A 19,097-nucleotide genomic window follows, 5' to 3' on the forward strand; every position below is an offset into this window, starting at 1 on the left:
GGCGCCTCTCGTCCGGTGACCGCGGCACGCGAGGGACCCAGTGGAGGAACGATGAGCACGGAATCGGGTCCGGCGGCCCGCGAACGGTGGGCGGCGCGAGTCTCGCTGGCATCGGCGGCGCTCGCCGTGGCCCTGCCGCTCGCCTTCGGGGGCGTACGCGGACTCCTGCTCCTCCTCGCCGCCCTCGCCGGTATGGCCGTCTCGGCGGCGGCGCTGTGGTGGGTGCTGACCCGGCGCGGCCTGCTGCGCTGGATCGCGGGGCTGCTGGCGGTCGCCGTGCCCATCGCCGTCATCGTGATCCTCGCGGTCACGCTGCTGTGGACGCTGCTGCTGTCCCCCCTGCTGTGGATCGTCGCCGTGTGGAGCGGCCGCTACGCGCTGCGGAGCGCCCGCGGCCGGGTCCGGCCCATGAAGGAGCGGCGCACCCCACCGCCGCGCCGGCCCTTCGTCCTGATGAATCCACGGTCCGGCGGCGGCAAGGTGGAACGGTTCCGTCTCGTGGAGAAGGCCGAGCGACTCGGCGCCCGCGTCGTCCTCCTCGACCCGGAGCACCATCAGGACGTCACCGAGCTGGCCCGGCAGGCGGTCGCGGACGGAGCCGATCTGCTGGGCGTCGCGGGCGGTGACGGGACACAGGCGCTCGTCGCGGCCGTCGCCGCCGAACACGGGCTGCCGTTCCTCGTCGTCTCGGCCGGTACGCGCAACCACTTCGCCATGGACCTCGGCCTCGACCGCGACGACCCCGCCACCTGCCTGGACGCCCTGACGAACGGGGTCGAACTCCGGGTGGACCTCGGCTTCGCCGGGAAGCACCCCTTCGTCAACAACGCCTCGTTCGGCGCGTACGCGGCGGTCGTCCAGGACCCCGCCTACCGGGACGACAAGATCGGCACCATCATGCAGCTCCTTCCGGACCTGCTCACCCGCCAGCGCGGACCGCGGCTGACCGCCCGGGCCGCCGGCACGACGCTCGACGCGCCGCAGGCGCTGCTGGTGAGCAACAACCCCTACCGCACGGACGATCCGGCCGGTCTGGGCCGCCGCGAGCGGCTCGACTGGGGAGTGCTCGGCATCCTCGGCGTCAAGGTGGACAGCGCGGTCGAGGCCGCCGCCCTGCTGCTCTCCCCGGCCCCGCAGGGCCTGTCGGTCCTCACCGCGCGCGAAGTGGTCGTCGATGCCGACAGCGACGAGCTGGAGGTCGGCATCGACGGCGAGGCGATGGTCCTGCCCACCCCGGTGCGCTGCCGTGTCGAGCCCGGCGTGCTCCGCGTCCGCGTTCCGAGGAAACGGCCGGGTGTCCCCACGGTCCAGCCGGCTCTGGACTGGCGCCGGCTGTTCGCCATGGCGATGCTCGTGGGCCGCACGGCCGGCGTGCACCGCAGCGGCCACAGGCCGAGGCCGGGGCAAGGGCCGGAGCAACGATCCGACCACCCGTGAGCACCACCGAACGGCACGCCGTGGATTCCTGACGACATCAGCCGATCAGCGCGTTTGCACAGCTCACAGCACTATACATCGAGTGTATACACTCCATATATAGTCGCCGCATGCCTTCTCTGACCAGGAAGATGAAAAGACCGGCGACCAGGTTCCGCGCGGTGGCCGCGATCTCCGCCGCCGTCGCGCTGACCCTGCCACTGACGGGGTGCACATCCATGAAGACCACCGCGCCGAGCGCCGCGAGGGCGCAAGCGGGAGCCGCCGGACAGGCGGGATTCGGCACGGTGGACTGCCGAAGGGCCAAGTGCATCGCCCTGACCTTCGACGCCGGGCCGAGCGAACACTCGGCCCGGCTGCTCGACATCCTCAAGGAGAAGAAGGTCCAGGCGACCTTCTTCCTGCTCGGCAAGCGGCACATCGAGAAGTACCCGGAGCTGGTGCGGCGCATGGCCGACGAGGGCCACGAGGTGGCCAGCCACACCTGGGACCACAAGATCCTCACACGGATCTCGCCGGCGGAGATACGAGAGGAACTGCGCCGTCCGAACGAGGAGATAGAGCGGCTCACCGGGCACAAGCCGACATTGATGCGGCCGCCGCAGGGCCGGACGAACGGCATGGTGCAGAAGATCGCGCGCGAGGAGGGGCTCGCCGAGATCCTGTGGAGCGTGACCGCCAAGGACTACCGTACGAACGATTCCGGCCTGATACGCGAGCGCGTCCTGCAGCAGTCGTCCCGGGACGGGATCATCCTGCTGCACGACCTCTACCCGGGCACGGTGCCCGCGGTACCCGGGATCATCGACGCGCTGAAGGAGCGCGGGTACGTGTTCGTGACCGTGCCGCAGCTCCTGGCGCCGGGGAGAGCGGAACCCGGTACGGTGTACCGGCCCTGACGGTCCGTCACTTCACTCCGGAGGACCGGCTCGTGCGGCGGCGGGGGCGGCTCCCGCGCCCCTGCGGGGTGGGAGGAGGCCACGCAACCGCTCGGCCTCCCCGTCGAGGGCGGGAGAGTGCGCCTTCCGTTCGGCCTCCCCATCGAGGGCGGGAGAGTGCGCCTTCCGTTCGGCGGCCTTCGAGCGCCTACGATCATGCCGTGGTCCTCTTCGTCCTGGAACGCGTGTCCTCGCACTCCGTCGCCGAGAGCTGGCGGCGCCTGACCGACTGGCCCCGGCACGCCGACGTCGTCCCACTGACCCGGGTCAGTGTGCGCACCCAGGGGCCGACGCGGGAGGGCACGCTCTTCGTGGCGCGGTCGGGGCTCGGGCCGCTCGCCTTCGACGACCCGATGGAGGTCGTCGCGTGGCGGCCCCCGCGCGACGGGGGCCCGGGAACGTGCCGGCTGGTCAAGCGCGGCACGTTCGTCACGGGCTGGGCCGAGTTCGAAGTGCACCCGGCGGACAACGAGGGCGCCGGCGAGGGCGGTTCGCGGGTGGTCTGGCGGGAGGAGCTGAGCGTCCGCGGGCTGCCCGGATTCGCCGACCGGCCGCTGGGGCGGTCGGCGCGGTGGATGTTCGGGCGGGCGATGGACGGATTACTGGGGCGGGGGTGAGGGCGCGGGCGCGCGGCCGATGGGCGCCGCCCGCACCCACGGTCCCTGCCCACATCCGGGCCTGTGCCCGCACCCGGGCCGATGTCCGTGCCGCGGTGCCCGTGTCCTTACCGGTGCCCGTGTCCGCGCCTGTGCCCGCACCCTCACCGACGTGCGTGCCGGTGTCCGTGTCCGTACCCGCACCCGCACCCGCACCCGCACCCGCACCCGCACCGGTATCCGTGCCCGCGCCGGTATCCGTGCCCGGGTCCGGGTGCGTGTCCGTACCGGTATCCGTGCCCGCACCGGTATCCGTGCCCGTGTCCATGTCCATGTCCGGGTCCGGGTCCGTGCCGTGCCGTGCCCGTGCCCGTCAATCTCCCGGCAGAAGGGGCGGATCGGCCAACCGGGAGAGTTCCAGGGCCTGTTCCGGGAACCAGTCCCCCGCTTTCGGGTCGACCGTGCCGCGCTCCGGGTCCTCGGGCCCCGCCGTGCCGCGCAGACAGAGCCCGTCCGACTGGCCGGGCGTCTTGATCCACAGCCGGGCGTCCTGGAGCGGGTCGCCGGTGCGCAGGGTGGGACGGGCGCCGAGACCCCGGTCCGGCGGGTTGCACCAGTCCTGCGCGTCCGTGTACTTGCCCGCGGGCGGGGTCCACGGGCCCTGGCCGTTACGGCTGGAGTCCGTCACGAAGTGCTTCATCCGGGACGGCGGTGTCCGCACATGCGCGTCGAGCCAGGCCTGCGCGTCGGCGCGCGGCCACCACTGGTTGGGACACTCGGCGACGTCACCACCCCCGTCGGCATAGGCCAGACAGGATGAGATCAGCTTGCCGTACCAGGCGTTGGCGTCCTCGGTGTTGTAGTTCGAGGCATTGGTGTAGAAGCCGGAGGCCCGCGCCACCCCGCCCTCGATCAGCCGCGGCACGATGGAGTTGACGGTGTGCCAGCCGGGGTGTCCGGTATCGAGGTAGACCCGCGTCCCGGGCAGTGGTTCCAGGGCGTCGACCGCGTAGTTGACCTCGGTGTAGCGCGCGGCGGTCTTCGTGCCCTGCGCGTCGTCCTGGCCGCAGTCGGAGGGCAGCAGGGCGAGGGCGTCGGGTTCGAGGGTGACGATCGCGTCGCCGCGCCCGATCCCGCGCGCCACGGCGTCGATCCACGCCTTGTACTCGGCGGTGCCGGCGGCGCCGCCCGCCGAGTAGTTGGAACAGTCCCGGCCGGGGATGTCGTAGAGCGCCAGTACGGGGATCGCGTCGTCGCGGCCCGCGTCGCGCACCACCGCGCGGACCAGCCGTTCCACCTCGGCCGGGGTCTGATCGCCGAACCACACGGCCTGCGGGGTGTCGACCATCGCCAGGATGCCGGCCGCGTCGCGGAAGCGGCCGGCCCGGGCGAGGCCGAGGGCCTGCCGGTACGCCGCCGGGTCGGGATCCGGGACGTACAGCGACCGTCCGTGGTCCGCGGGCTCCGCGGCCTGCGCCGGGGGCACGACGAAGAGGGCGGCCAGGCCGACGGACAGCACGGCGAGCCAGATGGGAGTACGTCGTCTCATACAGGTTCACTCCGGGGTCGCAACGGTCACGAGGGACTTGCGGGAGCGCTCCCACAGGAGGGTCGCCGAGAGGCATGCCTGCGTCAAGACAAGGCACAGAAGACGGGCCCGGAAACAGCGGGCGGGCCCGGACGACAGTCCCGGCTAGCGGGCTCTGCGGACAGGCCCGGCTAACGGGTTCGGTTCACAGGCCCTGCGAACAGGCCCTGTGAACGGGTTGGATGAACGGGTTGGATGAACGGACTCGGTGAAGGAGCTCGGAGAAGAAGCTCGGTGAAGAAGCTCGGTGATCAGGCCCGGGAGGGAGGCCCGAAGTGGCCCGCCCTCCCGTGACCGTCCCTCAGGCCACCGACCCGATCCGTCGCGCCGGAACCGAGGACACGTCGTGGTGGATCGGCGTGTGCGCCCCGGTGAGGGAGACCCCGGTCCCTCCGCGTCGGTTGGCCACGATCTCCGAGGCGATGGACAGTGCCGTCTCCTCGGGCGTGCGCGCTCCGAGGTCCAGGCCGATCGGTGATCTGAGGCGGGACAGCTCCAGCTCGGTGACGCCGACTTCGCGCAGCCGCTCGTTGCGGTCCAGATGGGTGCGGCGCGAACCCATGGCGCCGACGTACGCCACCGGGAGCCGCAGGGCGAGCCGGAGCAGCGGGACGTCGAACTTGGCGTCGTGGGTGAGGACGCACAGGACCGTGCGGGAGTCGACCTCCGTGCCCTCCAGATAGCGGTGGGGCCACTCCACGACGATCTCGTCCGCGTCGGGGAAGCGGGCCTCCGTCGCGAAGACCGGGCGGGCGTCGCACACCGTGACGCGGTAGCCGAGGAACTTGCCCATGCGGACCAGTGCGGAGGCGAAGTCGATGGCACCGAAGACGATCATGCGCGGGGGCGGGACCGACGACTCCACCAGAACCGTGAGCGGTGCTCCGCAACGAGAGCCCTGCTCTCCGATCTCCAGGGTGCCGGTGCGGCCGGCGTCCAGCTGGGCCGCCGCCTCGCCGACCACCGTTCGGTCGAGCTCGGGGTGGGCGCCGAAGCCGCCCTCGTACGAGCCGTCGGACCGCACGACGAGGGCGCGGCCCATCAGTTCGGCGGGTCCGCTCACGACACGGGCGAGCGCCGCCGCCTCCCCACCCGCCGCGGCGGCCAGCGCCGCCGCGAAGACCGCCCAGCGGACGGTGTCCCGCGAGCGGATCGGGGTGACCAGGATGTCGATGACGCCACCGCAGGTCAGGCCGACCGCGAAGGCGTCGTCGTCGCTGTAGCCGAACCGTTCGAGGACGGTCTCGCCGTCCTCCAGCGCCTGCCGGCACAGCTCGTAGACGGCTCCTTCCACGCAACCGCCGGAGACCGAGCCGATGGCCGTGCCGTCGCGGTCGACGGCGAGTGCGGCACCGGGCTGGCGGGGCGCGCTGCCGCCGACCGCCACCACGGTGGCGACGGCGAAGTCCCGGCCCTGCTCGACCCACCGGTGGAGCTCTTCGGCGATGTCCAGCATCTCTCGGTCTCCTTGCCTGCTTGTCTGCCTGTCCGCTTGCTGTGATCGCCTGCGGCTGCGTGCGGTTGCGTGGAAGGGACTCGGGCGTCAGTGGACGCCCAGCCAGCTCTCGATCGGGTGAAGCGCGAAGTAGACGAAGAAGACCGCCGTCAGCCCCCACATGAAGGCCCCGATCTCCCGGGCCTTGCCCTGGGCGATCCTGATGGCGACGTAACTGATCACACCGGCCGCCACACCCGCGGTGATCGAATAGGTGAACGGCATGATCACGACGGTCAGGAAGACCGGGACGGCGGTGGCGCGGTCGGCCCAGTCGACATGGCGGGCGTTCATCATCATCATGGCGCCGATGACCACCAGGGCCGCCGCGGCGATCTCGCCCGGGACGATCGCCGTGAGCGGGGTGAAGAACAGGCAGGCCGCGAAGAAGAGGCCGGTGACGACGGCGGAGAGGCCGGTACGGGCACCTTCGCCGACGCCGGTCGCGGACTCGACGAAGACCGTCTGACCGGAGGCGCCGGCCACCCCGCCGACCGCTCCGCCCGCGCCGTCGATGAACAGCGCCTTCGACAGGCCCGGCATCCGGCCCCGGGCGTCGGCGAGTCCGGCCTCGGTGCCGACGCCGATGATGGTGGCCATCGCGTCGAAGAACCCGGCGAGCACGAGCGTGAAGACGATCATGCCGACCGTCATCGCGCCGACCTGGCCCCAGCCGCCGAACTCGACCTTGCCGAAGAGTGAGAAGTCGGGCATCGAGACGGCGCCGTCGTGCAGTTCGGGGGCGCCGCCCGCCCATTGCTTGGGGTCGATGACCCCGGCGGCGTCGAGGACCACGGAGACGACCGTGCCGGAGACGATACCGATGAGGATCGCGCCGGGGATGCCGCGCGCCTGGAGCATGAAGATCAGCAGCAGGGTGGCGGCGAAGAGCAGCACCGGCCAGCCGGCGAGTTCGCCGGTGGGGCCGAGGGTGAGGGGAGTCGCCTTGCCCTGCTGCACGAAGCCGGCCTTGACCAGGCCGATCAGCGCGATGAACAGGCCGATGCCCATGGTGATGGCGTGCTTGAGCGCCAGCGGGATCGCGTTCATGATCATCTCGCGCAGCCCGGTGACGACCAGGAGCATGATGACCGCGCCGTACATCACGCACATGCCCATGGCCTGCGGCCAGGTCGTCTGCGGGACGACCTGCGAGGAGAGCACACCGGACACCGAGAGTCCGGCGGCGAGGGCGAGCGGCACCTTGCCCACGAACCCCATGAGAAGCGTGGTGAAGGCCGCCGCGAAGGCGGTCGCGGTGATCAGGGCCTTCTGGCCGAGCATGTCCCCCGCCACGTCCTTGCCGGACAGGATGAGGGGGTTGAGCAGCAGGATGTACGCCATCGCCATGAAGGTGGTGACGCCGCCGCGCACCTCACGCGCGATCGAGCTTCCCCGCTGGGATATGTGGAAGTACCGGTCGAGCCAAGACCGTCCCGCCGGAACGCGGCTGCCCGCGCCCGCGTCCTGCGCGGTGGTCTTCGGCTCCAGTGACTGCTGGGTCATGTGGGCCTGCTCCCAAGGTTCAAAGGGGCACCCGGACAGCCGTCCTGACGGCTGGTCAACCGCGTGCGCGGTTGCGGGATTTGGGATGGTGCTTCGGCCGCACGACCCGGGGGACGGCCCGAGACGAACGTGAGGCACGAGAGGAACTCTGGTGCGGTACGTGCCTGTTGCTTGCTGCTCACTGCTGGGTCCCGGTTCCGCGAGCGGTGCGATCACCGGGTGCTCCGGGCGGCGCGGCGAAGTGTGACGTTCCCGGCGCCGCCCGGAGTGAACTGCCCGGTGCCTACGCGGTCCCCGTGAGATGTTCGGGGCGTACCGGTGTCCGGTCGAGCTCCAGGCCCGTCGCGTTCCGGATCGCCGCGAGGACGGCCGGGGTGGACGACAGGGTCGGGGCCTCGCCGATGCCACGGAGCCCGTACGGGGCGTGGTCGTCGGCGAGTTCGAGCACATCGACGGGGATGGTCGGTGTGTCGAGGATGGTGGGGATCAGGTAGTCCGTGAAGGAGGGGTTGCGCACCTTCGCGGTCTTCGGGTCGACGATGATCTCCTCCATGACCGCGATGCCCAGGCCCTGGGTGGTGCCACCCTGGATCTGGCCGATGACGGACAGCGGGTTGAGGGCCTTGCCGACGTCCTGGGCGCAGGCCAGTTCGATGACCTTGACCATGCCGAGTTCGGTGTCCACCTCGACGACGGCGCGGTGCGCGGCGAAGGAGTACTGGACATGGCCGTCGCCCTGGCCGGTGCGCAGGTCGAAGGCCTCGGTCGGGCGGTGCCGCCACTCGGCCTCGATCTCGACGGCCTCTCCTTCGAGCACGTCGGTGAGATCGGCGAGGACCTCACCGCCGTCGGTGACGACCTTGCCGCCCTCCAGGAGGAGTTCGGCGGTGGCCCACGCGGGGTGGTACGTGCCGAACTTGCGGCGGCCGAGTTCCAGGACCTTCTCGCGGACCAGCTCGCAGGAGTTCTTGACGGCACCGCCGGTGACGTACGTCTGACGCGAGGCGGACGTCGAACCGGCGCTGCCCACCTGGGTGTCGGCCGGCTGGATCGTCACCTGGGCGACGCCCAGTTCGGTGCGGGCGATCTGAGCGTGGACGGTGACGCCGCCCTGGCCGACCTCCGCCATCGCGGTGTGCACGGTGGCGACCGGCACTCCGCCGACGACCTCCATGCGGACCCGGGCGGTCGAGTAGTCGTCGAAGCCCTCGGAGAAGCCGACGTTCTTGATGCCGACGGCGTACCCGATCCCCCGGACGACGCCTTCGCCGTGCGTGGTGTTGGACAGGCCGCCGGGCAGCTGCCGTACGTCGGCGTCCTCGCCCGCGGTGAGCCACTGCTGCTCGGGCGGAAGGGGCATCGCCTTGACGCGGCGCAGGAGTTCGGCGACCGGGGCCGGCGAGTCGACGCGCTGCCCGGTCGGCAGGAGCGAGCCCTGTTCCATCGCGTTGAGCTGACGGAACGCGACCCGGTCCATGCCCACTTGATCGGCGAGCCTGTCCATCTGGGCCTCGTACGCGAAGCACGCCTGGACCGCGCCGAAGCCGCGCATGGCGCCGCAGGGCGGGTTGTTGGTGTAGAGCGCGATGGCCTCGATGTCGACGTCCTCGACGACGTACGGGCCGACGCCGAGCGAGGAGGCGTTGCCGACGACCGCCGGGGAGGCCGACGCGTAGGCGCCGCCGTCAAGGACGATCCGCGCCTTCACGTGGGTCAACTTGCCGTCCTTGGTGGCCCCGTGCTCGTAGTACAGCTTGGCGGGGTGGCGGTGGACGTGTCCGAAGAAGGACTCGAAGCGGTTGTAGACGATCTTGACGGGCTTGCCGGTGCGCAGGGCCAGCAGGCAGGCGTGGATCTGCATCGACAGGTCCTCGCGGCCGCCGAACGCGCCGCCGACGCCCGAGAGGGTCATCCGGACCTTGTCCTCGGGCAGACCGAGCACCGGGGCGATCTGGCGCAGGTCGGAGTGCAGCCACTGGGTGGCGATGTAGAGCTCGACTCCGCCGTCCTCCGAGGGCACGGCGAGGCCGGACTCGGGGCCGAGGAACGCCTGGTCCTGCATGCCGAAGGTGTACTCGCCCTTGACGACGAAGTCGGCCCTCTTCGCGGCCTGTTCGGCGTCGCCGCGGACGATCGGCTGGCGGTGCACGATGTTCGGGTGCGGGACGTGGCCGATGTGGTGGTCGTCGCGGCCCTCGTGGACGAGGATCGCGTCGGGCGCGGTCGCGGACGCCTCGTCCGTGATGACCGGCAGCTCCCGGTACTCCACCTTGATCTTGGCGGCGGCGCGGCGCGCGGTCTCCGGGTGGTCGGCGGCGACGATGGCCACCGGCTCGCCGTGGTGGCGTACCTTGCCGTGCGCGAGGACCGGGGTGTCCTGGATCTCCAGGCCGTAGTTGCGCACGGCGGTGGGCAGGTCGTCGTACGTCATGACGGCGTACACGCCGGGCTGTGCGAGGGCCTCGGAGGTGTCGATGGAGACGATCTCGGCGTGCGCGACCGTGGAGCGCAGGATCTGGCCCCACAGCATGTCCTCGTGCCACATGTCGGAGGAGTACGCGAACTCGCCGGTGACCTTGAGGGTGCCGTCCGGGCGGAGCGTGGACTCGCCGATGCCGCCCTTGGTCCGGGAGCCCTGCGTGATGTTCGTGGGTGTACCGGTCGTTCCCATGGTCAGACCGCCTCGGACTGCCGGGCGGCCGCGAGGCGGACCGCGTCCATGATCTTCTCGTAGCCGGTGCAGCGGCACAGGTTGCCCGAGAGCGCCTCGCGGATGTCCGCGTCGGTCGGGTTCGGGGAGTGCTCCAGCATCTCGTCCGCCGCGATCAGCAGACCCGGCGTGCAGAAGCCGCACTGGACGGCTCCGGCGTCGATGAACGCCTGCTGGATGGGCGCGAGTCGCGTGCCCTCGCCGGTGTGCGAGTCCTGCCCCTTGGCCACCCAGCCCTTGGCCGCGTCGAGCGAGATCCCGCTCCCCTCCGGGGTGTCGGACGCGCCGGTGGCGCAACCTCCGTGCGCGGCGCGCTGCTCGGCGAAGTCGGCGAGCCCCTCGACGGTGACGACCTCGCGGCCCTCGACCTGGCCCGCGGCGACCAGACACGAACACACGGGAACACCGTCCAGCCGTACCGTGCAGGAACCGCACTCGCCCTGTTCGCAGGCGTTCTTGGAACCGGGCAGGCCGAGCCGCTCGCGCAGGACGTACAGGAGGCTCTCGCCCTCCCAGACGTCGTCGGCTTCCTGCCGACGGCCGTTGACCGTGAAATTGACACGCATTACGCGACTCCCTCCGTGCGGGCGGCGGTGCCGCGGTACGACTCCCACGTCCAGGTCAGTGTGCGGCGGGCCATGACGCCGACCGCGTGGCGGCGGTAGCTCGCCGTGCCGCGGACGTCGTCGATCGGGTTGCAGGCGGCGGAGCACAAGGTGGCGAACTGCTTGGCCACCGACGGGGTGATGATCTTTCCGTTGTCCCAGAAGCCGCCCTCGTCGAGCGCCGCGTTCAGGAACTCCTCGGCGGTCTTCGCGCGGACCGGGGTCGGCGCGGCCGAGCCGATGCCGGTGCGGACGGTACGGGTCTCGGGGTGCAGGGCCAGACCGAAGGCGCACACGGCGATCACCATCGCGTTGCGGGTGCCGACCTTCGAGTACTGCTGCGGTCCGTCGGCCTTCTTGATGTGGACGGCGCGGATCAGCTCGTCGGGCGCCAGCGCGTTGCGCTTCACGCCGGTGTAGAACGCGTCGATCGGGATCAGCCGCGATCCGCGCACCGACTCGGCCTCGACCTCGGCGCCCGCCGCGAGGAGCGCGGGGTGGGCGTCGCCGGCCGGGGAGGCGGTGCCGAGGTTGCCGCCGACGCCGCCGCGGTTGCGGATCTGCGGGGAGGCCACCGTGTGGGAGGCGAGGGCCAGCCCGGGGAGCTCACCGCGCAGGTTCTCCATGATCCGGGTGTACGGGACGGAGGCGCCCAGGCGCACGCTCTCCTCGCCGACCTCCCAGTCGCTCAGCTCTCCGATGCGGTTCAGGTCCAGGAGGTACTCGGGCCTGCGGTGATCGAAGTTGATCTCGACCATCACATCGGTGCCACCCGCAATCGGCACAGCGGTGGGGTGCTCGGCCTTCGCGGCGAGCGCCTCCTCCCAACTGGCGGGGCGAAGGAAGTCCATGCGTGGCTCTCTTCATTCGTATCGTGGGTCGTTCTGATCAAGCCAGATCGTGTGCGGGCGGCCCGGCTCATTCATGAGGTGTTTACGCGGAGTGGGGTCAGTACACAGCGGGGTCCCACAGTGGGGTCAGTCACCGAAACCATGAAGGAGTTGGCTGGCCAACCCGGGCATCTTGTAGATTCGTATGAACCGAGGTCATCAGCAACCTCCTCGCTTTCCTCCGGAAACAAAGAGCACAGCCCCCTGGAAACAGAGAGCACGGCTCTCGAAAGCCCAGGGCACAGGCCCGGGGGGCCGGGACCACTGATTCCCGGAACCCAGGGACCGGCTCCGCGGAACCCACGAACCGGCTCTGCGGGGCACGGGTACCGCCTGCGGGCCTCACCCCACGATCCATCGTAGATTTCGAGACAAAGAACGGCGGCGACGAGAATGCGGCTGCGCGCACTGCTGGACACCGACGCGCTGGGCCTGCGGCTGCTCGGCGGCGAGGACGAGCTCGACCGCACCGTACGCGGTGTGATGACCACCGACCTCAAGGACCCCAGCCGCTACCTCTCGGGCGGCGAGCTGGTCCTCACCGGCCTCGCATGGCGGCACGACGCCGAGGACTCCGAGCCGTTCGTCCGCATCCTCGCGAGTACCGGGGTCGCGGCCCTGGCCGCGGGTGAGGCGGAGCTCGGCGACATCCCCGACGACCTGGTCGTGGCCTGCGCCCGGCACCGGCTGCCGCTGTTCGCCGTGAACGAGTCGGTCGCCTTCGCCACGATCACCGAGCACGTCGTGCGCCAGGTGTCGGGCGAGCGCGCCGGGGATCTGGCCGCCGTGGTCGACCGGCACCGGCGGATGATGACCTCGGGCCCCGCGGGCGGCGGCCCCGACGTGGTCCTCGATCTGCTCGGCACCGACCTCGACCTGCGCGCCTGGGTCCTCTCGCCGGCCGGACGGGCGATCGCGGGCTCGAAGGTCGCCGGCGGCGCGCTGCCCGCGGACACCTGCGCCGAGCTGGCCGCCGAGCATCTGGCGGCGGTCCGCACCGGGCGCCGGGGACCGCACCGGGTGACGGTGGGCCCGGCGATGTACTCGCTGTTCCCGATCCGCTCCTCGGGGCGTGCCGCGGGCGCCTCCCGGGACGTGCGCGAGACGGTGCTCTCCGACTGGCTGCTCGCGGTCGAGGCGGACGCCGGGGAGTGGCCCGAGGAGCGGCTCGACCTGCTCCAGGGCGTCACCCAGCTCATCGCGGTGGAGCGGGACCGGCGGGACGCGGCGCGCACGGTGCGCCGACGGCTCGCGCAGGAGGTCCTCGAACTGGTCCAGACGGGGGCGGCGCCCGCCGAGATCGCGGCACGGCTGCGGGTCGCGGCGCCGGTGCTGCTGCCGGGCCTCGGCGCGGCCCCGCACTGGCAGGTCGTGGTGGCGCGCGTCGAGTGGGACGGCGGCGAGATCGAGGGCGGCCCGGTCGCCCAGGCGCTGCTGGAGGAGATCCTCGTGGACCCGCTGTCACCGGGCCCTGAGCACTCCGACCGGATAGCCGTGGCCCACACGGGCGACGAGGCGGTCGCGCTCGTCCCCCTGCCGACGGTCCCGTCCGACGAGGACGGCTCCGAGCCCGGCCTGCACGCCGACACCCTGCTGGCGGCCGTACGGGATCCGCTCTCGGCCGGTCTGAACGACGACGGGCGGCTCACGCTCGGCGTCAGCGCCGCCGTCCACTCGGCCGAGGGGCTGCGTGGCGCCCTGGAGGAGGCCCGGCACGCCCGCCGGGTCGCCGCGGCGCGCCCCGGGCGGGTCTGCGCGGCCGGACACCAGGAACTGGCCTCGCACGTGCTGCTGCTCCCGTTCGTCCCGGACGACGTGCGCCGCGCCTTCACCGCCCGCCTGCTGGACCCGCTGCGGGAGTACGACGGCCGACACCGGGCGGAGCTGATTCCGACCCTGGAGGCGTTCCTGGACTGCGACGGCTCCTGGACGCGTTGCGCCGCCCGTCTGCACCTCCACGTCAACACGCTGCGCTACCGCGTCGGGCGTATCGAGCAGTTGACGAGTCGTGATCTGTCGCGCCTGGAGGACAAGTTGGACTTCTTCCTGGCGCTGCGAATGAGCTGACCTCAGGAGCCCCGAGTGAGCCGTGCGCGGCCCATGACTTTGTGAAATCCTTCACCCACCCTCTTGGCCGGGCCCGGTGATCCGTGCTGAGATGCCACCACTCAACAGCTCAATGGTGTGCTCGGGGAGGGCAACGTGGCGCATACCGCCATGTCTGGTACCGGAACGACTGCAGGGGACGATCCACTCCAGACCGCGGTATGGCGGCTGCGCTCGCGCGCCTGCTGGGCCGACGCGGCGGCGCTGATCCAGCCACGCACGGCGGGGGCCGCCCTGCAGAGAGCGTCGCTCCTGGTCGAGCGCTGTCTCTACACCGAGCAGGGCTGGGCCGAGGCGGAGGACGCCCTGCGCACGGCCGAGGCGCTGGCGCAGACCGACGACGAGCGGGGCGCGGCGGCCTGTGAGCGGGGACAACTCGCCTACGCCGCCACGCTGCTGACCGTGCGCGACCGGGCCGACGAGGCGCGGGCGGCGCTCGGCAGGTCCGCGGCGCTGCTCGCGCCGGGCGCGCCCGGCAGGGCCCTGCTCGATTTCCGGCGCGGGCTGCTCGCCGAGAACCTCGCGCACGCGCCACAGGCGGCCCGCGCCGCGTACCGGCGGGCGCACGCGGGAGCGACCGCCCAGAACGACGCGCTGCTGATGTCCTTCACCTGGCGGCATCTCGCCGGACTCGCGCTGCGCGAAGGGGAGTTGGCGGAGGCCCGGCACGGCTTCGCCGAATCCCTGCGGATCCGGGAGGAGTTGGGATACCTCGTCGGTACGGCCCCGGCGCTGGCGTCGCTGGCCGACGCGGAGGTCGAACCGGAGGCGTCGCGGCTGCGGGCCGAGGCGGGACGGCTGTTCCGCCTGCTCGGCGGCGTGCCCATCTGGCTGGCGGGCCAGTTGACTCCGCCGGCGGCGACGGCCTGATCCCACACGGGCGGGCGGACACCCCACCCGCCGCGGGGGCCCGCCGTCCGCCGCGGGGTCCCGCTGTCCGCCGCGGGGTCCCGCTGTCCGCCGCGGGGTCCCGCTGTCCGGCACGGGGTCCCGCCGTCCGCCGCGGGGGCCCGCCGTCCGGCACGGGGTCCCGCCGTCCGGCACGGGGTCCCGCTGTCCGGCACGGGGTCCCGCTGTCCGGCACGGATGCGTTGGGCCCGCGCGGCGCGGATGCGTTGGGCCCCGCCCAACACGAAGGCGTCGGCCCGCCCGGCGCGAGGGCGTGGGCCCGCCCGGCAGATGCGTCGGCCCCGCCCGGAACGAAGGCGTGGGGCCGCCCGGCTTGAAGGCGTGGGCCCGCCCGGCGCGGATGCGTCGGCTCCCGCCCAACACGAAGGCGTCGGCCCGCCCGGCGTGAAGGCGTCGGCCCGCCCGGCAGATGCGTCGGCCCCACCCGGCACGAAAGCGTCGGCCCGCCCGGCACGAAAGCGTCGGCCCGCCCGGCGCGAAAGCGTCGGCCCCGCCCGGCGCGGATGCGTGGGTCCCGCCCGGCACGAAGGCGTGGGTCCCGCCCGGCACGAAGGCGTCGGCCCGCCCGACAGATGCGTCGGCCCCACCCGGCACGAAAGCGTCGGCCCGCGCCGCGGATGCCTTGGGCCCGCGCGGGCACGGATGGGTGCGGTCGGCGGGCGTGGATGCGTACGGCCGTGCGGCACGACCCCCTGAGGGGGCGGGCGGGACGGGCCGGGCGATTCAGGAGGCGCCGGCGAAGTGCTCCAGCACCAGGGCCTGGACGACCGTCAGATCCTCGGCGATCAACGCCTCCAGCAGCGCGGTGTGTTCGGCCGCGTCGGCGACCAGGTCGGCTCGGCCCCGCGAGACGGGACCGCCGACGAGGGGCCACTGGGCGCGGCGGTGCAGATCGTCGGCGATGCGCACCAACTGCGCGTTGCCCGCGAGGGCGAGGACCGCGCGGTGGAAGGACCGGTCGGACTCCGCGTAGGTCGCGCGGCAGCCCGAGGACGCGGCCCGCACGGTGGCCTCGGCGAGCGGGCGCAGCTCGGCCCAGCGGGCGGCGGGCACGGTGCGGGCGAGCCGGAGCATCACCGGGACCTCGATCAGGCCCCGGATCTCGGCGAGTTCGGCCAGTTCCCGGGTGCCGCGCTCGATGACGCGGAAGCCCCGGTTGGGGACGACCTCGACGGCGCCTTCGAGGGCGAGTTGCTGCATCGCCTCCCGGACGGGCGTCGCGGACACCCCGAAGCGTTCGCCGAGCGCGGGCGCCGAGTACACCTCACCGGGGGCGAGTTCACCCGCGACGAGCGCGGTGCGCAGCGCGTCGAGGATCTGCCCCCGCACGGAGGCACGCTGTACGACGGGCCGTACGGCTTCGGCTCGTACGGCGGGGTACGTGTCGTCGGCGTGTACGGGGCGGACGCTCTCGGGGCGCGCTCCGGGGCGGGTCTCGTCCGCCCGCACGGGGCGGGCGCTCGGCTCACGTACGGCGGGACGGGTTTCATCGGCGCGCGCGGGCCGGGCGCTCTCGGGGCGTGCTCCGGGGCGAGCCTCGTCCTCGTGTACGGGGCGTACGGCGGGGCGGGTGTCGTCCGGACGTACGGCGGGGCGGGTGTCGTCCGGGCGCGGGTGCGGGATCGGTGTCTCGCTGTGGGTGTGCTCACCGCGGGCCGAGGCCGAGGCCACGGCGGGACCGTCGACCGGCCCGGCACCCGGTCCGGCGCCGGGACCCTCGCCCGCGACAGGCGTCGGGGCTTTCCTCGCCCGGCCCACGCCGGCGGGCCCCGGCTGGGGCGGAACCCGGAAGGCGCCGGGGTGGATGTCCGGGTCCCACGACCCGGCGGAGCCGTGCGCGCTGCGCGGACCGGCCTGCTCCACGGGGTCCTCCTCCGGGTCGGTGGTACTCGGGGTCATGGCGTCGGTTGTTACTCGTCCGTCAAGCACGATAGGCGCACATGGCCTCAGTTCAAACACCCTAAGGCGAGATAAGGTAAGGCTTACCTGCTAACGATCGTGAAGCGATGGTTCCGCATGTCCGCTCCCACCCTGTCCGCCGCCTCCGCCACGACCGCGCCCACCGACCCGGCCCACCCCGGCCCGCCGGCCGCCACCGCGTCGCCCGTGGCGGAGGCGTACACGCGACTGGGTGAGGCCTTCCCCGGCCTGCGCGTCACCGAACTGGGAGCGACGGAAGCGGCCCCGCGGGGCACCGGATGGGCCGCCGCGGCCCGGCTCGCGGAGGGCGGGCCCGACCTCGACGCGTTTCTCGCCTGGGACGAGGCCCAGGTGGTCCGGGACCACGGCCGACGCGCACGGCCCGATGTCGTGGCGAGTTTCGGACTGCACCGGTACGCGTGGCCGGCCTGCCTGCTCATCACCGTGCCGTGGTTCCTGCTGCGCCGGGTGCCCCGCCTGCCCGTGGAGAACGTCACATTCCAGCGCGAGCTCGGCCGGATGGCCGTCCGCGTCACCACGTTCGCCTGCCTCCCCGACGACCCGGCCGCCGCCCTGCCGGGCGCGAGGGTCGTACCGGACGAGGAGGCGCTGCGCGCGGAGGTGCGGGCCGCGGCGGCCGAGCACCTGGAGCCGGTCCTCGGCGGATTCGGGCCGCGGACGCGGCGGCGCGGCCGGGCACTGTGGGGCATGGCGACCGACGAGATCGTCGAGGGCCTCTGGTACGTCGCCCACCTGTTCGGCGAGGAGCGGCGCGCGGCGCGCGAGCTGGAACTGCTGCTGCCCGGCTCGACGCGGCCGTACGTCGGTTCGGCGGGCTTCCGTGAACTGACCGGCCCGCGAGGGGAGCCGCTGCCCACGCGCGACCGGGTGAGCTGCTGCCTCTTCTACACACTGCGTCCGGCGGACACCTGCGCCACCTGCCCGCGCACCTGCGACGCGGACCGGATCACCAAGCTGACGGCCGCCGCGGCGAGTTGAGACTCCCGGCGCGAGCACCTGCCCCGATGCGCCCGGCGCCCCTCACCGATCGCGGCCCCCTCGGACCGCTCACAGATCACAGGTGCTTCACAAATTCCTCACTTGTCACGGGAACTCTCCGTGGAACCATCCTTACGGGTAGTCTTATTCGTACTCAACTCCCGTCCCTCGCGCGGCAGTTCGAGCAGAATGTCGCCCTGCGCAGCTCCTTGCACTTCCTTGGCGGCCTCTTGCCCCGAAACCCCCTGAGGGCCGACGTGATTGGGCCACTATGGCGGGCGTTACGCCCTATCCCAATGCAAGGGACCCCAGATGAGACTGACCGACATATCGCTGAACTGGCTGCTTCCAGGCGCCGTTCTGCTCCTGGGCCTGCTGGCGGCGGTGGCGGTGCTCGCGCGCGGCAAGCGGTCCGGGGACAGCACGAGCAGCGACGACTCGTGGGAGCGCACCGAGGAGCGCCGCAGGCGTAAGGAGGCCGTCTACGGCTCGGCGTCCTATGTTCTGCTGTTCTGCTGTGCCGCGGTCGCGGCGGCCCTCTCCTTCCATGGCCTGGTCGGCTTCGGCCAGCAGAACCTGGGCCTCTCGGACGGCTGGGAGTACCTCGTCCCGTTCGGCCTGGACGGCGCGGCGATGTTCTGTTCCGTCCTCGCGGTGCGTGAGGCCAGCCACGGTGACGCGGCGCTCGGCTCCCGCATACTCGTGTGGACCTTCGCCGGTGCCGCGGCCTGGTTCAACTGGGTGCACGCGCCCCGGGGCGTCGCCCACGCCGGTGCTCCGCAGTTCTTCGCGGGCATGTCCCTGTCGGCCGCGGTGCTGTTCGACCGGGCTCTGAAGCAGACCCGTCGTGCCGCGCTGCGCGAGCAGGGTCTGGTGCCGCGGCCGCTGCCGCAGATCCGTATAGTCCGCTGGCTGCGCGCGCCCCGTGAGACGTACAGCGCGTGGTCGCTGATGCTCCTGGAGAACGTCCGCTCCCTGGACGAGGCCGTGGACGAGGTGCGCGAGGACCGGCGCCAGAAGGAGCAGAACCGGCTGCGCCGCCGGAACGAGGAGCGGGTCGAGCGAGCGCACCTCAAGGCGCTCAGCCGTGGTCACCGCGGCTTCGCCGGACGGGGTGGCGCCAGGGAACTGGAGACCGCGACCGTGGAGCGGGCGCCCGCACCGGCCTCCACGGAGCCTGCCATATCCACCGCGGAGCAGCTGCCCGTACGATCGCGGCCCTCCCTCACGCCCGTCCGCAAGAGCACTGAGCCGATCACCGTCGACCTCACCACGGAGGACGAAACGATGGCGCTGCCGAGGCTCGACTCGCTGGAGCGCAAGCTCAAGGATCTTGAACAGCAGTTCGGCTGACGCGCACACGAGCGACCCGGGCGACAGCCCGGACGGCCCGGCCGG

14 protein-coding genes are annotated in these 19,097 nt (G+C 72.4%); 7 read left to right on the forward strand and 7 right to left on the reverse strand.

Going from position 1 to position 19,097, the window contains the following annotated elements; translation table 11 throughout:
- The first annotated feature begins 51 nt into the window (after positions 1-51).
- From ACIQRL_RS14345 to ACIQRL_RS14355, 3 genes are all read left to right on the forward strand, one after another.
- On the forward strand, positions 52-1,437 hold the full coding sequence (locus tag ACIQRL_RS14345) for a diacylglycerol/lipid kinase family protein (RefSeq protein WP_401331343.1): 1,386 nt from the start codon (positions 52-54) through the stop codon (positions 1,435-1,437).
- A gap of 131 nt (positions 1,438-1,568) precedes the next feature.
- A complete protein-coding gene (locus tag ACIQRL_RS14350; protein ID WP_401331746.1) occupies positions 1,569-2,336 on the forward strand; it encodes a polysaccharide deacetylase family protein in 768 nt (255 codons plus the stop codon).
- A gap of 200 nt (positions 2,337-2,536) precedes the next feature.
- Entirely contained in the window at positions 2,537-2,992 is a 456-nt protein-coding gene (locus tag ACIQRL_RS14355) for an SRPBCC family protein (RefSeq protein ID WP_401331345.1), read from the forward strand.
- A 352-nt stretch (positions 2,993-3,344) separates the two neighbouring features.
- Here ACIQRL_RS14355 and ACIQRL_RS14360 read toward each other — a convergent pair whose 3' ends face one another.
- The 6 genes from ACIQRL_RS14360 to ACIQRL_RS14385 all read right to left on the reverse strand — a co-directional run bounded on the left by ACIQRL_RS14360 (position 3,345) and on the right by ACIQRL_RS14385 (position 11,726).
- Complete coding sequence (locus ACIQRL_RS14360; RefSeq protein WP_401331347.1) at positions 3,345-4,520, reverse strand: glycoside hydrolase family 6 protein; 1,176 nt, start codon at positions 4,518-4,520, stop codon at positions 3,345-3,347.
- 340 nt (positions 4,521-4,860) lie between these two features.
- Positions 4,861-6,015, reverse strand: a complete 1,155-nt coding sequence (locus ACIQRL_RS14365) for an XdhC family protein (RefSeq protein ID WP_401331349.1) — start codon at positions 6,013-6,015, stop codon at positions 4,861-4,863.
- An 87-nt stretch (positions 6,016-6,102) separates the two neighbouring features.
- Complete coding sequence (locus tag ACIQRL_RS14370) at positions 6,103-7,560, reverse strand: NCS2 family permease (RefSeq protein WP_401331351.1); 1,458 nt, start codon at positions 7,558-7,560, stop codon at positions 6,103-6,105.
- A 283-nt stretch (positions 7,561-7,843) separates the two neighbouring features.
- Positions 7,844-10,231: a xanthine dehydrogenase family protein molybdopterin-binding subunit gene (locus ACIQRL_RS14375; protein WP_401331353.1), complete on the reverse strand. Its 2,388-nt coding sequence runs from the start codon at positions 10,229-10,231 to the stop codon at positions 7,844-7,846.
- Between the two features lie 2 nt (positions 10,232-10,233).
- Positions 10,234-10,836 carry a (2Fe-2S)-binding protein gene (locus ACIQRL_RS14380; protein ID WP_401331355.1) on the reverse strand — a complete coding sequence of 201 codons (603 nt, stop codon included), beginning with the start codon at positions 10,834-10,836 and terminating at the stop codon, positions 10,234-10,236.
- Positions 10,836-11,726: an FAD binding domain-containing protein gene (locus ACIQRL_RS14385; RefSeq protein WP_401331357.1), complete on the reverse strand. Its 891-nt coding sequence runs from the start codon at positions 11,724-11,726 to the stop codon at positions 10,836-10,838. The genes ACIQRL_RS14380 and ACIQRL_RS14385 overlap by 1 nt, the downstream gene beginning before the upstream one ends.
- A gap of 432 nt (positions 11,727-12,158) precedes the next feature.
- Between ACIQRL_RS14385 and ACIQRL_RS14390 the strand changes: the two genes are divergently transcribed.
- Together ACIQRL_RS14390 and ACIQRL_RS14395 are read left to right on the forward strand one after the other, a co-directional pair.
- On the forward strand, positions 12,159-13,832 hold the full coding sequence (locus ACIQRL_RS14390) for a PucR family transcriptional regulator (RefSeq protein WP_401331359.1): 1,674 nt from the start codon (positions 12,159-12,161) through the stop codon (positions 13,830-13,832).
- A 135-nt stretch (positions 13,833-13,967) separates the two neighbouring features.
- Entirely contained in the window at positions 13,968-14,741 is a 774-nt protein-coding gene (locus tag ACIQRL_RS14395) for a hypothetical protein (protein ID WP_401331361.1), read from the forward strand.
- Positions 14,742-15,503: 762 nt separating this feature from the next.
- Here the strand turns inward: ACIQRL_RS14395 and ACIQRL_RS14400 are convergent.
- Complete coding sequence (locus ACIQRL_RS14400; RefSeq protein ID WP_401331747.1) at positions 15,504-16,229, reverse strand: GntR family transcriptional regulator; 726 nt, start codon at positions 16,227-16,229, stop codon at positions 15,504-15,506.
- A gap of 567 nt (positions 16,230-16,796) precedes the next feature.
- Here ACIQRL_RS14400 and ACIQRL_RS14405 point away from each other — a divergent pair.
- Both ACIQRL_RS14405 and ACIQRL_RS14410 read left to right on the forward strand, forming a co-directional pair.
- A complete protein-coding gene (locus ACIQRL_RS14405) occupies positions 16,797-17,699 on the forward strand; it encodes a (2Fe-2S)-binding protein (protein WP_401331363.1) in 903 nt (300 codons plus the stop codon).
- A 312-nt stretch (positions 17,700-18,011) separates the two neighbouring features.
- A complete protein-coding gene (locus tag ACIQRL_RS14410; protein WP_401331365.1) occupies positions 18,012-19,052 on the forward strand; it encodes a DUF2637 domain-containing protein in 1,041 nt (346 codons plus the stop codon).
- The last annotated feature ends 45 nt before the right edge of the window (positions 19,053-19,097 follow it).

The sequence above is a fragment of the Streptomyces sp. NPDC091209 genome (assembly GCF_044757755.1).
GTDB lineage: Bacteria > Actinomycetota > Actinomycetes > Streptomycetales > Streptomycetaceae > Streptomyces.